The sequence below is a fragment of the Halomonas sp. V046 genome (assembly GCF_052645355.1).
This window is the reverse complement of record NZ_JBQXYF010000004.1, coordinates 220,220-234,061: the sequence shown is the minus strand read 5'-3', so window position 1 is coordinate 234,061 and position 13,842 is coordinate 220,220. Positions and strand designations below refer to the sequence as shown.

Here is a 13,842-nt window from a genome sequence, read left to right as displayed (position 1 = left end):
CATGGCATTTCCCGAATCCGTGCGCCTGGTGGAAGTCGGCCCCCGGGACGGCCTGCAGAACGAGCCGGACCCGATCGCCACCGCGACCAAGCTCGACCTGATCGACCGACTCGCAGGCGCCGGCCATCGCCATATCGAGGCCGCCAGTTTCGTGTCCCCGAAGTGGGTGCCGCAGATGGCCGACCATCGCCCGGTGATGCAGGCGCTGATGCAAGAAGGCAAGGCGCGTCACGGCGTCACCTATTCGGCCCTGACCCCGAATCTCAAGGGTCTCGAGGCGGCGATCGAATGCGGCGTGACGGAAGTCGCCGTCTTCGGTGCGGCCTCGGAGTCGTTCTCGCACAAGAACATCAACTGCTCGATCGCCGAGTCACTCGACCGCTTCGCCCCGGTGGTCGAACGCGCCCAGGCCGAAGGCATTCGCGTTCGCGGCTACGTCTCCTGCGTGCTGGGCTGCCCCTACGAGGGCGACATCGCGCCCGAGGCGGTGGCGGCGGTGTCGCGAGCGCTGGACCAGATGGGCTGCTACGAGGTATCGCTGGGCGACACCATCGGCACCGGCACGCCACTGGCGGCCAAGCGCATGCTCGAAGCGGTGGCCCGCGACGTGCCGATCGAGCGCCTCGCCGCGCATTTCCACGACACCTACGGACAGGCACTGGCCAACCTGGTGGCGGTGCTGGAAGAAGGCGTCGCCGTCATCGACGCCTCGGTGGCGGGCCTCGGCGGTTGCCCCTACGCCAAGGGGGCTAGTGGCAACGTGGCCACCGAAGACGTCGTCTACCTGCTCAACGGGCTAGGCATCAAGACGCCCGTGGATCTTGCCAGGATCGCCGCCGTGGGCGACTGGATCACCAAGGAAATTCGCCGACCTAACCGCTCCAAGGCAAGCGTGGCGGTGGCGGCTGCCGGCGAGCGGTAAGCGGTAAGCGTGGCGGTGGCGGCTGCCGGCGAGCGGTAAGCGGTAAGCGGTAAGCGGTAAGCGGCAAGCGGCAAGCGGCAAGCGGCGGTCCAGGCCCTTTCTGGCATCCCCCTGCACTGCCGTATAGAATTCGTTAGTACCATGCCGGAGGACAGGTCCATGACCAAGCACGCCGTCTTCACCATGAAGCTCGAATCCGAGCTGCGCGACGCCTTCATGGCCGAAGCCGCCCACCGACCGGCGTCCCAGGTGCTTCGAGAACTCATGCGTGATTACCTCCGACACCAGCAAAAAGCCAGGGAGTACGATGAATTCCTCGGCCAGAAGGTCGAACAGGCTCGATCACAGAGAGCCAGCGGCCAGCACTACTCCAATGAAGCCGTCGAAGCGGAAGCCGCGAGGCGTCGCGCAGCATTGAAACGCCGCCTTGAAGCATCTGAGCCGTGAAGGTCCGCTGGACGGGGCACTGGCGATGCAAGACCGCGCCGATATCGTGGAGTACATCGGAGCAGAAAATCCCCGTGGCGCCCTCAAGATGGATCAGCTATTCAGCCATGCGGTAGAATGACTCCGCACCTTTCCCTTCCTCGGCAGCCCAGGGCTCCTGCCCGATACGCGCGAGCTCTATCCCCACGAAAACTACCGCCTGGTCTATGACATCGAGGGAGACGTTGTGTGGATACTGACGCTTGTCCATACGTCACGCCATTGGCCGCCCTGCGATTGACATCAGCGGAGAGCAACACGCTGGAATCCAGAAAACGGCATCTACCGGCGAACCGCCGTGGGGTGTCGTCGGTGTTAGCGCTCTCGAGGCAACCGCAACGGCGGGGTTCGGGTCGGTCTTGCGTGCCGCTGACGGCGGAACGCGCGCCGATGGCCGCCGGCACTTACGTTTAACCGACCCGCTTGTGATATCCCTCTCCTCCGCCTAGCGTTCATGAAGACGACTCTTTGCTCTTTCACGTGTCAGGGAAGCCTTCATGACCCCCGTTATCGTGTTCTGCCTGATCGCGGCCTGCGGCATCGGTGCCCAGTGGCTGGCCTGGCGCTGGAAGATTCCCGCCATCGTGGTAATGCTGATCGTCGGCGTGCTGATCGGCCCGGTCAGCGGGGTGCTGGATCCCCACGCGATCTTCGGCGACCTGCTCGAACCCCTGATCGCGGTCGCCGTGGCCCTTATCCTGTTCGAAGGCGGGCTGACGCTGAACTTCTCGCGTCTCGCCGACGCCGAGATCGCCGTCAAGCGCCTGGTGTTTCTCGGTGGCCCGCTGGTGTGGGTCCTGTCGACGCTCGCCGGCCACTTCATCGGCGGGCTCAGCTGGGCGTCTGCGTCCGTGCTTGGCGGTATTCTGATCGTCACCGGCCCCACCGTGATCATCCCGCTGCTGCGCCAGGCGAGTCTCAAGCGGCGCCCGGCCGAGATCCTGCGCTGGGAAGCCATCATCAACGACCCGGTCGGTGCCCTGGCGGCGGTGCTGGCCTTCGAGCTGACCATCGTCGCCTACTCGTCCGAGGCGCTCTCCCTGACCCTCGCCCACATGGCACTCGGCAGCATCGCCGCCGGTGCCTTCGGCTACTTCACCGCCTGGCTGATGATCCTTGCCCTCAAGCGCGGCCATATTCCCGAGTACCTGAAGGTGCCGGTGATGATCGTCTTCGTCATGCTCACCTATGCCGCGCCCAACGCCCTGCTGCATGAAAGCGGCCTGCTGGCGGTGACCGTCATGGGGGTGGTCATCGGCAATTCGTCGCTGTCATCGCTGGAGGAGATTCGACGCTTCAAGGAGAACATCACCATCCTGCTGGTCTCGGGCGTGTTCATCCTGCTGGCGGCGGATGTGGAACTCGCGCGTCTGCTGTCCTTAAGTCCGCGCGAGATCATCTTCGTGCTGGTGGTACTGTTCCTGGTGCGCCCGGTCGCGGTGTTCGTGTCCCTGGTCGGGGTGAAGCTTCCGCTGTCGGAGAAGTTGATCGTCGGTTGGATCGGGCCGCGGGGTGTGGTGGCGGTGGCTATCGCCGGCCTGTTCGGCTCTCGCCTGGTAGACCTTGGCGTCGAGGATGCGGCCATCCTGCCCCCGCTGGCGTTCGCCATCGTTGCTGTCACCGTGGTGTTCCACGGCTTCTCGCTGGAGCCACTGTCACGCCGCTTCAATCTCAAGTCCACGGCGGTCAAGGGACTGCTGATCGTTGGCGCCAACCCTTTCACGCTGCGCCTGGCAGAGGCCATACAGTCGACCGGTCGGCCGGTGCTGATCGCCGATCGCAACTTCAAGCGCCTGCGCACGGTACGGGGCAAGGACTTCCCGACCTACTTCGGCGAGGTGCTGTCGGAGGAGGCCGAACTCGATATGGAAATGAACCAGTTCGATTCCCTGGTGGCGCTGACCGACAACGACGACTACAACGCCCTGGTGTGCGTCAATTATGGGCCGGAATTCGGGCACCACCGCGTCTTTCAATTCGCCCCGGCCAACGGCGAATCCGGCGATAGTGCCAACAAGGCGCCGGAGACCCTCGGCGGCTACTATTTCGGCAACCGGCTTGACTACGATACCGCGATCTCACGCATCGACCAGGGCTGGTGCTTGCGGTTGACGCGCCTAAGCGAGGCCTACACCTTCGCCGACTATCGCCGCGATAATCCGGACGCGCGGGTCATTTCGGCCTACTCGGAAGACGGCGGCGTTCGGGTCATGACCCGGGACGCAAGCTTCGACGCCGATAGTGATGAAACCCTGCTCGCCCTGGTGCCAGACGACACCAGCGACGACAAGGCAAGGCGCAACCGGGCACGCCAAGGCGCCGACGGCCTACAGGCGGACGGCGAGCTCCCGTCGTAACGATGATGACCTGGATTCGAAAAACAACAAAGCCTGCTTAGGAACTTGTGCCGGTTGTCGTAGACTAACGCAGTAACGTTTCGGACAGGATCAGCACCACTTTCTCCTGTCTCCTTCAGCCACGACAAGGAAGCCCGATGAAACTGACCCCATGGATTGCCGCCACTGCCATCGCCACCACCCTGGCCGGCTGTGCCGGTGGACACACCACCGAAGACACCACCGATAGCGGCGACCAGCAGGCCCGCAGTGCCGCGTACGTGTGCCAGGACGGCAGCCAGTTCACGGTGATCTTCGACTCGCCCGAGACCGCCAAGGTCGAGATGCACGGCGACACCTTCGAGCTCGAGCGCCAACGCTCAGGCTCCGGCATGGCCTATGCTTCGGCCAACGGCCAACACCAGCTGCGTGGCAAGGGCAACGAAGCCACCTGGACCGTTGGACGCCGCATGCCCGTCCAGTGTGAAACCTCGGCTTGATCCCAAGGCCCTGACGTCGATGTTCTGACGCCCGTGGCCGGGTGCGACCGCGCCCGGCTCTCGTCACTTCACTAACGCCCCGCGCTGAGGAGGCACCATGCCTCGCTACTTCAACGACCCGACCCTGCCGACGCCGACCTTTCCCGGCAGCCATCTCGTCATGGACAAGCACTACGCGCACCTGTCCGGCCTGACGGTGGCCGATATCCAGGACGGTGACTCGGTGATCGGGGACGCGGCGGAAGAAACGCGCTGGATCCTGCGCCGCGTCGATCACCTGCTGGAGCAGGCGGGCTGCCAACTGGCAGATGCCGTCAAGGTCCAGATCCACGTGACCGACCTGGCCCTGCAGGCAGATGTCGATAGCGTCTACGCCGAATGGTTCGACCAAGCGAGCTTCCCGGCGCGCACCTGCACGGTGTCTCCGCAATTGCACGGCGGCGCCAGCGTCGAAATCACCGTCACCGCACGGCGCCCCGAAGGCGCGACGCCCGACGATCCCAACTGAGGCCGAAAGGCCCAGAGCGGACCGACGACAAGCGCACGCTCGCCAACGGGCGGGCGTGACTAACAGGTGAGCCTACGGGCCCGACAAGCCCGGCCCTAGCGCCCCTCGCCGCGGCTCACTGCAAGATCAGCACCACGCAGGCCGCGGTCATCGCCCCCATGCTGCCGTTGAACCAGCGCCATGCCCGTGGGGTCTTGAGCAGTCGTCCGATCGCGGTGCCAAACGCCGCCCACAGCATGATGCAAGGCAGTCCTACCAGTTCGGCCACCCCGGCCAGGACCACCGCATTGAGCAGCGGATTGCCCGACTCGGGCAGGAAACTCGCCATCAGCGCCATGCCCATTACCCAGGCCTTGGGGTTGGCGAACTGAAAGGCCAACGCCTGCCAGAACGACAGGGGACGAGCACCATCGGTGCGCAGGTTCGGCGGCGGCGCCTTGGCGATCTTCCAGGCCAGGACCAGCAGATACAGACTGCCGACGAGCTTCAACCCCTGCTGGACCAGCGGGAAACGCTCGAACACCACGCCGAGCCCCAGCGCGATGCCACCGAAGAGCATGAAACAACCGGCCAGAATGCCCAGCAGGTGCGGCATCGTGCGCAGAAAGCCGTAGTTGGCCCCCGAGGCCGTCAGCATGACATTGTTCGGCCCGGGCGTGATGGTCATCGATATCATGAACAGCGACGCCGGGAGCAAGAACCCAAGATCTTCCATGGCTGGTGCTCCGTCAATAATTGTACCCATACATTTTCCGAACCACGGGCTGTAAAAACCCGCTTTTACTGAGCATAATGGGGACAATTACGACGTCAAAGGTTTTATTGTCACCATGACAATATGGACACCGCAGCTCGACGACGGCATCGCCGCCCCCCGCTATCGGCGTATCGCCACCGCCATCGGCGCCGCCATTTCCCGGGGCGATCTCAAACCCGGTGAACGCCTGCCGCCTCAGCGCCGACTCGCCGATCGCCTGGGGGTGACCGTGGGCACCGTGACCCGTGCCTACGCCGAAGCCCTGCACCAGGGCTTGGTGACCTCGCGCGTGGGGAGCGGCACCTACGTCTGTGAACCCGAATCCACGCCACCCTTCGTCATCCACCCGCGAAGCAGCGAAGCCGACGGCATCATCGACATGAGCCTGAGCCTGCCACCGCCCCACCCCTGGCGGGTGGAGGGATTGCGAGAGGCGCTGCGTGAGATCAGCCAGGACCCGGCCGCGCTGCAGATGGCGGTGGACTACCAGGCCGATATCGGCACCGAGGAGCATCGCCGTCGCCTCGGCCGCTGGCTCGAAACACTCGCCCTTCCCCATCACTGTGGCGTGCTGGCCGTCACCCAGGGCGGCCAGCACGGTATCGACCTGGCCCTGCGGGCGCTCACCCGGCCGGGAGACCTGGTTGCCGCCGATGCGCTGACCTACCCCGGCTTTATCGCCGCCGCCCGCCAATCGCATCTGAAGCCGGTCGGTGTGCCCCTGGATGATCACGGTATGGACGTGACCGCGCTGGCGCGCCAATGCCAACGCCAGGCTCCACGACTCGTCTACGTCACCCCGGACCAGAACAACCCCACCGGCGCGAGTCTGTCGCCTGAGCGCCGAGAGCAGTTGGTCGCACTGGCTCGCGAGCACGATTTCTGGCTGATCGAAGATGCCGTGCAGTACCTTCCGCCTTCGGCACGGGGCCCGTCGCTGTGTGCGCTGGCGCCAGAGCGCACCTTGCATATCTTCAGTACCGCCAAGGTCCTGTCCGGGGGTCTTCGGGTGGGAACGCTGCAGGTCCCGGAACCGCTACGTGAGCGCATCGGCGCCGCCATCCGCGCCCAGAGCTGGATGGTGCCGCCGCTGATGGTCGAGGCCGCGTGTCGCTGGATAGCGCATCCTCAGTCCCAGGCGCTGCTCGACTGGCAGACCGAGGAGCTCGCCGAGCGTCAGCGCATGGCACGGCAACGATTGGCCAGCCACGCGCCCCAGGGCCAGCCACTCGGCTCCAACCTCTGGCTGCCCCTGCCGGAGGGGCGCCGTTCCAGTGAGGTCCACGCGCTGTTGGGCCAGCGAGGGATTCGGGTGGCGACGCCCGAGCCTTTCTGCACCGGCAGCGAACCGGCTCCCCAGGCCATTCGTCTGTGCCTCGGATCCGCCGCTGACCACGCGTCGCTGAACCACGCCCTCGACGTGATCGCCGAGGTCCTGGAACACCCCGGGGCATCGCCCTGGGCGATGCTCTAGGCAAGCGCCTGGCACCTTTCCATACCCCGAAGACAGGGCCAGCAAAGGCACTCGGCCCGCGACCCAGGCCATCGGCATGCGGGCGACTCTTGTATATACACAGAGGCCTTCCTGGCCCTAGCGATACATGACGCACTCATCCGTGAGCCTTCGCCGGCCCGACACCGGTGGCTCATCACCGCTCCAGTCTGGCGCTAGCGGTGCGCTGGCAGAACGCTGAATCCTCGGGACTTTCGCGACACGACGGCATTTTTGTTCATACCCCGAGACCGGCGCCGTTCTTGACACGTCGCCGGCGTCCTACGATCCTCAGTTCAGCACCCATTTGTATATACATCTGGCCGCGACCGGCGAATTTCCACGGACCCGGCACCGTCGTTGGCCAGACCACCCCCTCCCGCTGACAAGGATGCTGCCCATGGCCGACCTGCGACTCGACCCCGGAAAACTGACCCTTGCCGATGCCAGGACAATCCTCACCGGCCCGGTATCTCTCCACCTGGCCGAGCAAGCCGACGCCGGCATTCAAGCGAGCGTCGACACGGTCGCTCGGGTCATCGCCGAGGACCGTGTGGTCTACGGCATCAATACCGGGTTCGGCCTGCTGGCTCAGACCCGCATCGATACCGACCAGCTCGACGATTTGCAGCGTTCCCTGGTGCTGTCCCACGCCACCGGGGTCGGTGAGCCGATGGACGATGATCTGGTCCGCCTGATCATGGTGCTGAAGATCAACGCCCTGGCCCGGGGGTTTTCCGGCATCCGGCGCACGCTGCTCGATGCCCTGATCAAACTGGTCAATGCCGGCGTCTACCCGCGCATCCCGCTCAAGGGGTCGGTCGGCGCCTCGGGGGATCTGGCACCCCTGGCTCACATGAGCCTGGTGTTGCTGGGTGAAGGGCAGGCGCGCCACCGGGGACAATGGCTCCCGGCGCGAGAAGCGTTGGACATCGCGGGGCTCTCGCCGATGCCCCTCGCCCCCAAGGAAGGGCTGGCCCTGCTCAACGGCACCCAGGTCTCCACCGCCTTCGCCCTGAAGGGCCTGTTCGAGGCCGAGGATCTCTACGCGTCCGCGACGGTGTCCGGCGCCCTGACGGTCGAGGCGACCCTGGCATCGCGGGTACCCTTCGATGCCCGCATCCACGCGCTGCGCGGTCAGCCTGGACAGATCGATGCCGCCCGGGGATACCGCCACCTGCTCGGCGCGGGTAGCGCCATCAGCGCCTCACACGAGCACTGCGGCAAGGTTCAGGATCCCTACTCGCTGCGCTGCCAGCCCCAGGTCATGGGAGCCGTGCTGACCCAATTGCGTCAGGCTGCAGAGGTGCTAGGGGTGGAGGCCAATGCGGTGTCGGATAATCCGCTGGTGTTCGCCGACGCCGGGGACGTGCTCTCCGGTGGCAACTTCCACGCAGAACCCGTGGCCCTGGCCGCGGACAACCTGGCGCTGGCCATCGCCGAAATCGGAGCCCTGGCCGAGCGCCGCATCGCACTGATGATGGACACCCAGATGTCGCGCCTGCCGCCGTTTCTGGTCGAGCACGGCGGCGTCAACTCCGGCTTCATGATCGCCCAGGTCACTGCCGCGGCGCTGGCCAGCGAAAACAAGGCGTTGGCTCACCCCCACAGCGTCGACAGCCTGCCGACGTCGGCCAACCAGGAAGATCATGTATCGATGGCTCCGGCGGCGGGACGACGCCTGTGGGCCATGGCCGAGAATGTGCGCGGCATCCTCGCCGTGGAGTGGCTTTCGGCCTGCCAGGGCCTCGACCTGAGGCATGGCCTGACCAGCACGCCGCGCCTTGAGCAGGCCCGCGCGGTGCTGCGCCAACGCGTCGCGCCATATGCCGAGGACCGCTACTTTGCGCCGGACATCGAGGCCGCCATCGAGCTGTTGGCGGCCAATGTCCTCACTACGCTGATTCCGGCGGATCTCTTGCCATCTCGACGATCGGCATCGACAGACTCCACGGCGAGGGACTAAACCCAAAGCATGAGGTATTGCCGGTCAAGGCCCTCAGCATCACCACATGACCCAGTCGATATCGTCGTGCCGGCGCCTCCCCGGAGGAGCCCTTTACCCCGCCACCGGGACCAACAATGACCCATACCACCGCCACCCACGAGAGCGCCTCGCCGGCTCCGTCCGACACGCCCCTACCCCACGCCTTCGTTATCCTCTTCTGCCTGGCGATCCTCGCCGCCGTCGTCACCTGGATCGTGCCCAGCGGCACCTACGACCGCGTGGTCAACGACCAGGGACGCACTTTGATCATCGATGGCACCTATCGGGTCATCGATCATCAGGGTATCGGTCTGCTGGGCTTCTTCAATGCCTTCTTCGAGGGCATGCAAAGCGGCGGTGCCATCATCTTCTTTCTGATCATCGTCGGCGGCACCTTCGGCGTGCTGCGCCAGTCTCGTGCGCTCGAGGGGCTGGTCGAGTTCATCTTGAGAAAGCTCGCCGGCCGAGAAATCCTGATCATTCCGCTGATGATGACGTTCTTCGCCCTGTGCTCCGGCACCTACGGCATGATCGAAGGCAGCATCGTCTACATCTTCATACTGCTGCCACTGGCACTACGCATCGGATACGACGCCGTGGTCGCCGCCGCCATCCCCCTGGTCGGGACGGCCATCGGCTATACCGGCTCCTTTCTCAATCCGTTCAACGTTGGCGTTGCCCAGACCATCGCCGAGCTGCCGTTGTTCTCCGGACTCGGCTATCGCCTGCTGTGCTGGGTCCTGTTCGTCTCGCTCAGCGTGGCGTATGTGATGTTCTACGCCAGACGGGTACAACGCCAGCCGAGCCGCAGCGTCGTCTACGACATCGTACCGCCCATGGCCGCGTCCAGCGGCGACACCTTGCCAACCCTGTCACGCCGCCACCTGCTGATACTTGCCGCCTTTGCATTGTCTCTGGTGGTCGTGATCGTCGGCGTCAGCTCGCTGGGCTGGTACCTCAAGGAGATGGCTGGAACCTTCCTATTGCTCGGCATCGTCACCGGGGTCATCGCGGGCCTGAACGCCAATGCCATTGCCGCGGCGTTTTCCAAGGGCTGCAAGGACATGATGGACGGCGCCCTGGCGGTGGGTCTGGCCTTTACCATCGTGGTGATCATCCAGCAGGGACAGATCATCGATACCCTCATTCACTTTCTTGCCGGGTTCATTGGCCCGGGCTCGTCATCTCAGGCCTCTCTTGGCATGTACGCCATGCAGAGCCTGATGAACTTCATCGTCACCTCCGGCAGCGGCCAGGCCGCCCTGACCATGCCGATCATGACGCCGATTGCAGACCTGGCGGGCGTCGACCGGCAGGTCGCCGTGCTGGCCTTCCAGTTCGGGGACGGCATCTCCAACGCCTTCACCCCCACGGCAGGCTGGCTGATGGCGGGCTTGACCATCGCCGGCATTCCCTGGAGCCGCTGGATCCGTTTCATGCTGCCGTTGATCATCGCCTTGTATGCGCTGGGGGCGGCGCTGCTGATGGTCGCCAACCTGATCATATGGCCCGCCGCATGAGCATCACGACAGTTCAGCGTCGCCTCGACGCGGCGATCCCGGGCACACCCGACGCGCGATACGAGAGGGCTGGCCCGCGACCTCGCCGAGCGACCTGTCGTTGCACGCGGCGCTATCAGGTGGCCCAAGGAGTCGTCCAATGACCGTCCCTGACGCCCCTCGATCGCTGCCGTTGATCGAAGACCTGATCGCGATGGATACGACCAGTCATTCGAGCAACCTCGTCTTGATCGACTACATCGTCGAACGCCTGGCGGCGGCCAACATCGCCGCAACGCTGGTTCACAACGAAGCGGGCGACAAGGCCAATCTGATCGCCGAGATCGGACCGCGCGATGGTCCGGCCTTGCTCGTCTCCGGCCATACCGATGTGGTGCCGGCAGACCCGGCTCAGTGGACCATCACCTCGCCCTTCGAGCCGCGTCGACTCGAGGGACGGCTCTACGGCCGCGGCAGTGCCGATATGAAAGCCTTTATCGGCATCGCCCTGGAGCGGTTGATCGCGCTTCACCCAAGGCTCGACAAGGCCGGGATCGTTCTGGCGCTATCCTTTGATGAGGAGCTGGGGTGCCTTGGTGCGCCGCTGATGCTGCCCCATCTAGGCGCACTCGCCCACCGGCTGCGCGGTGCCATCATCGGCGAGCCGACCGGTATGCGCATCGGCAACGCCCATAAAGGCCATATCGCGATGCGCGCGACCGTGCACGGCAGAGGCGGCCATTCGGGCTACCCCGAGCGCGGCGTAAACGCCATCGACGTCGCCGCCGGGGTGATCTCCCGACTACGCCAACTGGGGAACGAAAAGCGCGGCATCGACGCCCCCGACACACGCTTCGATCCGCCCTACTCCACCGTACACACAGGGCTTGTCGCCGGTGGCGATGCGCTGAACAAGATCCCCGATAGCTGCCGCATCGATTTCGAGATGCGCACCTTGCCAGGCCAGGACCCCGAGGAACTGATCAGGCGCTTGAGCGATGACTTTCCCCAAGCACTAGCCGCCGACCTGGTGCCGCTGGCCCGACAGGCCCGGTTAACACTGGAATGCCTGAGCCAGTATCCGCAGCTTGACGAAAACCGTGACTCCTACCTCGCCTGGATCGCCGAGTTGACCGCAGGCGACGCGACGCCCATGCCTTTGGGCTTCGGCTGCGAGGCGGGCCTGTTCGCCCAACTCGGCGTGCCGACCGTGGTCTGTGGACCAGGCAACATTCACCAGGCCCACCTGCCCGATGAATACATTGACATCGACCAGATCCTGCACTGCGAACGCTTCTTCGACCGGCTCGGCGAGCGCCTCGTCCAGGGCCTGCCCGACTTTACCTGAGCCCTTGCACACCACAACTCGTACGTTACAGGAGAACCTTGATGCCCGATCTCACCTCCCCCCATCAAGCTGCATCACCGGCCTTGGACAAGCTGCTGACCGCCGAGCGGATTGCGGACTTTGCCCGCGATGGTGCGGTCTGCGTACGGGGGCTGTTCGGCGCTTCCGAGATCGACGCCCTGAGCACCGGCATCGAGGAAAACCTGCGCTCCCCAAGCCCCCGTGCCAAGGTCGCAAGCCGCCCCGATGACCCGGGCTGGTTCTTCGAGGATTTCTGCAACTGGCAGGACATTCCCGCCTATCGAGACTTCATCTTCCAATCCTGCCTTGGCGAGACAGCCAGACGCCTGATGGGAAGTCGCCAGGTGCGTCTCTATCACGACCATCTCCTGGTCAAGGAACCCGGCACTCAAGCCCGCACCCCATGGCATCAGGACCAGCCCTATTACAATGTCGAAGGCCAGCAGAACATCAGCATGTGGATGCCGGTCGACCCCGTGGCCCGGGAATCGACGCTAGAATTTATCGCCGGCTCACACCGTGGCCCATGGCTGATGCCACGCACCTTCATGGACGACCAGGCCAAGTGGTTTCCCGAAGGCTCATTGGAAAATCTTCCGGACATCGAAGCGCGCCGCGACGACTACAGGATTCTAGGCTGGGCACTAAAACCGGGGGACGCTGTGTTCTTCAACATGCTTACCCTGCACGCTTCAGGAGGAGTCGGCGCGGGTCGCCGGCGAGCCTTTTCCGTGCGCCTGCTCGGCGACGACATGGTCCATGCCCCACGCAGCTGGACGACCTCTCCGCCCTTCCCCGGCCTCGACAAGGAGCTCGCCGCCGGTGTACCGATGGACCACCCCCTGTTTCCCCTTGTGATCGAATAGACGGTACGACACGAATGCCGGGCCCCGGGTGATGGATCACTCGCCTGTAAAAGGGCTCGGGGCGCGTTGTTCGTAAGCGCCAATAAATCGACCCACTTGCCTTAGCGGTATTGAGCCACCGTTTTTGAAGCCGGTTCCAGATCCACATTCCAGCCAAGGGGTTGCCGGTATCGCCCCACTTCAACGTCATGCGGCCGCTTGGTAGCCGGTTGATTTATATCCGACTCGGCTTTTGGTCGGCTTTTTTATAGCTTTTAGGAATCAACGTCGATCGCCGACACAGCCGTGACCGTCGACCTCCACTGTGGTCGCCTTGCCTGCTGCATGGAACGTGGTGACGCCTATGATCTACTCACCCGAGCTTAGATGAGCTGTCAGGTGGTCCAACGAATGGGTCCACTTCGCAAGGCAATGGCCCCCGGCGTGACTTGTTGCCCACGAAAGGACCGTGGCAGTGAATGTTCGCTCACCGATTGGTCACGGCACGACGGGCCCTCTCGCTCATGCAAAGCTGCCCTTGGTGCGCGTGACGCGGTAGGCTTGCCGCCCGGCGCCTCGCCTTCCAACATCCTTCTATCGTGAGACGTGTTCGTTCATGTGGTTTCAGACTTCCCTTCGCCTCGCCCCGCGCTCCCGCGGCTTCCACCTTATTAGCGACGAGATCGAACGCGCTCTGCCGGCCTTGCCCGACATGCGCATCGGCCTGCTGCACGTGTTCATCCAGCACACCTCGGCATCCCTGACCGTCAACGAAAACGCCGACCCCACGGTGCGTGAGGACTTCGAACGTCACTTCAACGTGATGGTGCCGGAAGATGCCCCCTACTACCGCCATACCGACGAAGGCAGCGATGACATGCCGGCACACCTCAAGGCGAGCCTGCTCGGCCCGAGCCTGACCGTGCCGGTCGGCAACGGTCGCCTGTCACTCGGCACCTGGCAGGGCATCTACCTGTGCGAGCACCGCGATCATGGCGGGTCGCGCAATCTGGTGTTGACGCTCAACGGCGAGCGCTCACGCTGGCAACCCGGTCAAGACGTCCCGGATCCCTATCGACGGCGTTGACGCACAGGCCATGAGGTGAGCCTAGAGATGCGGAGCCTCGCCCCCGGTTCATGA

At 64.5% G+C, this 13,842-nt stretch carries 13 protein-coding genes and 1 pseudogene; 13 read left to right on the top strand and 1 reads right to left on the bottom strand.

Going from position 1 to position 13,842, the window contains the following annotated elements; translation table 11 throughout:
- Nucleotide 1: 1 nt before the first annotated feature.
- From ACUN9Y_RS07100 to ACUN9Y_RS07070, 7 genes and pseudogenes are all read left to right on the top strand, one after another.
- Nucleotides 2–922, top strand: a complete 921-nt coding sequence (locus ACUN9Y_RS07100) for a hydroxymethylglutaryl-CoA lyase (RefSeq protein ID WP_445459983.1) — start codon at nucleotides 2–4, stop codon at nucleotides 920–922.
- A 159-nt stretch (nucleotides 923–1,081) separates the two neighbouring features.
- Nucleotides 1,082–1,369 (top strand): hypothetical protein, encoded by a 288-nt coding sequence (locus ACUN9Y_RS07095; RefSeq protein WP_445459982.1) that lies wholly within the window; start codon nucleotides 1,082–1,084, stop codon nucleotides 1,367–1,369.
- Nucleotides 1,350–1,490 carry a hypothetical protein gene (locus ACUN9Y_RS07090; protein ID WP_445459981.1) on the top strand — a complete coding sequence of 47 codons (141 nt, stop codon included), beginning with the start codon at nucleotides 1,350–1,352 and terminating at the stop codon, nucleotides 1,488–1,490. Before ACUN9Y_RS07095 ends, ACUN9Y_RS07090 begins: the two co-directional genes overlap by 20 nt.
- A gap of 12 nt (nucleotides 1,491–1,502) precedes the next feature.
- Nucleotides 1,503–1,649, top strand: a pseudogene (locus ACUN9Y_RS07085) (type II toxin-antitoxin system RelE/ParE family toxin); the annotation flags it as partial.
- A gap of 256 nt (nucleotides 1,650–1,905) precedes the next feature.
- On the top strand, nucleotides 1,906–3,765 hold the full coding sequence (locus ACUN9Y_RS07080) for a cation:proton antiporter (RefSeq protein ID WP_445459980.1): 1,860 nt from the start codon (nucleotides 1,906–1,908) through the stop codon (nucleotides 3,763–3,765).
- Between the two features lie 137 nt (nucleotides 3,766–3,902).
- Nucleotides 3,903–4,244, top strand: coding sequence for an MliC family protein (locus ACUN9Y_RS07075; RefSeq protein ID WP_445459979.1), 342 nt, complete (start codon nucleotides 3,903–3,905; stop codon nucleotides 4,242–4,244).
- A 97-nt stretch (nucleotides 4,245–4,341) separates the two neighbouring features.
- Entirely contained in the window at nucleotides 4,342–4,752 is a 411-nt protein-coding gene (locus ACUN9Y_RS07070; protein WP_445459978.1) for a RidA family protein, read from the top strand.
- Nucleotides 4,753–4,867: 115 nt separating this feature from the next.
- Here the strand turns inward: ACUN9Y_RS07070 and ACUN9Y_RS07065 are convergent, their stop codons facing one another.
- Nucleotides 4,868–5,467, bottom strand: coding sequence for a LysE family translocator (locus ACUN9Y_RS07065; protein ID WP_445460089.1), 600 nt, complete (start codon nucleotides 5,465–5,467; stop codon nucleotides 4,868–4,870).
- A gap of 115 nt (nucleotides 5,468–5,582) precedes the next feature.
- Here ACUN9Y_RS07065 and ACUN9Y_RS07060 point away from each other — a divergent pair, with 115 nt between their 5' ends.
- The 6 genes from ACUN9Y_RS07060 to ACUN9Y_RS07035 all read left to right on the top strand — a co-directional run bounded on the left by ACUN9Y_RS07060 (nucleotide 5,583) and on the right by ACUN9Y_RS07035 (nucleotide 13,788).
- Complete coding sequence (locus ACUN9Y_RS07060) at nucleotides 5,583–6,983, top strand: aminotransferase-like domain-containing protein (RefSeq protein WP_445459977.1); 1,401 nt, start codon at nucleotides 5,583–5,585, stop codon at nucleotides 6,981–6,983.
- A gap of 418 nt (nucleotides 6,984–7,401) precedes the next feature.
- Complete coding sequence (gene hutH, locus ACUN9Y_RS07055) at nucleotides 7,402–8,967, top strand: histidine ammonia-lyase (RefSeq protein ID WP_445459976.1); 1,566 nt, start codon at nucleotides 7,402–7,404, stop codon at nucleotides 8,965–8,967.
- Nucleotides 8,968–9,083: 116 nt separating this feature from the next.
- Complete coding sequence (locus tag ACUN9Y_RS07050) at nucleotides 9,084–10,508, top strand: YfcC family protein (protein WP_445459975.1); 1,425 nt, start codon at nucleotides 9,084–9,086, stop codon at nucleotides 10,506–10,508.
- A gap of 139 nt (nucleotides 10,509–10,647) precedes the next feature.
- The gene (gene argE / locus ACUN9Y_RS07045; protein WP_445459974.1) at nucleotides 10,648–11,835 is read left to right on the top strand and encodes an acetylornithine deacetylase; all 1,188 of its coding nucleotides are present in this window, start codon (nucleotides 10,648–10,650) and stop codon (nucleotides 11,833–11,835) included.
- 41 nt (nucleotides 11,836–11,876) lie between these two features.
- The gene (locus ACUN9Y_RS07040) at nucleotides 11,877–12,722 is read left to right on the top strand and encodes a phytanoyl-CoA dioxygenase family protein (protein WP_445459973.1); all 846 of its coding nucleotides are present in this window, start codon (nucleotides 11,877–11,879) and stop codon (nucleotides 12,720–12,722) included.
- Between the two features lie 595 nt (nucleotides 12,723–13,317).
- A complete protein-coding gene (locus ACUN9Y_RS07035) occupies nucleotides 13,318–13,788 on the top strand; it encodes a secondary thiamine-phosphate synthase enzyme YjbQ (protein WP_445459972.1) in 471 nt (156 codons plus the stop codon).
- The last annotated feature ends 54 nt before the right edge of the window (nucleotides 13,789–13,842 follow it).

Coding starts and splice junctions, on each gene's coding strand:
- ACUN9Y_RS07095 (WP_445459982.1), top strand. CDS start 1,082: ATGACCAAGCACGCCGTCTTCACCATGAAGCTCGAATCCGAGCTGCGC.
- argE (WP_445459974.1), top strand. CDS start 10,648: ATGACCGTCCCTGACGCCCCTCGATCGCTGCCGTTGATCGAAGACCTG.
- ACUN9Y_RS07100 (WP_445459983.1), top strand. CDS start 2: ATGGCATTTCCCGAATCCGTGCGCCTGGTGGAAGTCGGCCCCCGGGAC.
- ACUN9Y_RS07035 (WP_445459972.1), top strand. CDS start 13,318: ATGTGGTTTCAGACTTCCCTTCGCCTCGCCCCGCGCTCCCGCGGCTTC.
- ACUN9Y_RS07050 (WP_445459975.1), top strand. CDS start 9,084: ATGACCCATACCACCGCCACCCACGAGAGCGCCTCGCCGGCTCCGTCC.
- hutH (WP_445459976.1), top strand. CDS start 7,402: ATGGCCGACCTGCGACTCGACCCCGGAAAACTGACCCTTGCCGATGCC.
- ACUN9Y_RS07070 (WP_445459978.1), top strand. CDS start 4,342: ATGCCTCGCTACTTCAACGACCCGACCCTGCCGACGCCGACCTTTCCC.
- ACUN9Y_RS07040 (WP_445459973.1), top strand. CDS start 11,877: ATGCCCGATCTCACCTCCCCCCATCAAGCTGCATCACCGGCCTTGGAC.
- ACUN9Y_RS07060 (WP_445459977.1), top strand. CDS start 5,583: ATGACAATATGGACACCGCAGCTCGACGACGGCATCGCCGCCCCCCGC.
- ACUN9Y_RS07065 (WP_445460089.1), bottom strand. CDS start 5,467: ATGGAAGATCTTGGGTTCTTGCTCCCGGCGTCGCTGTTCATGATATCG.
- ACUN9Y_RS07075 (WP_445459979.1), top strand. CDS start 3,903: ATGAAACTGACCCCATGGATTGCCGCCACTGCCATCGCCACCACCCTG.
- ACUN9Y_RS07080 (WP_445459980.1), top strand. CDS start 1,906: ATGACCCCCGTTATCGTGTTCTGCCTGATCGCGGCCTGCGGCATCGGT.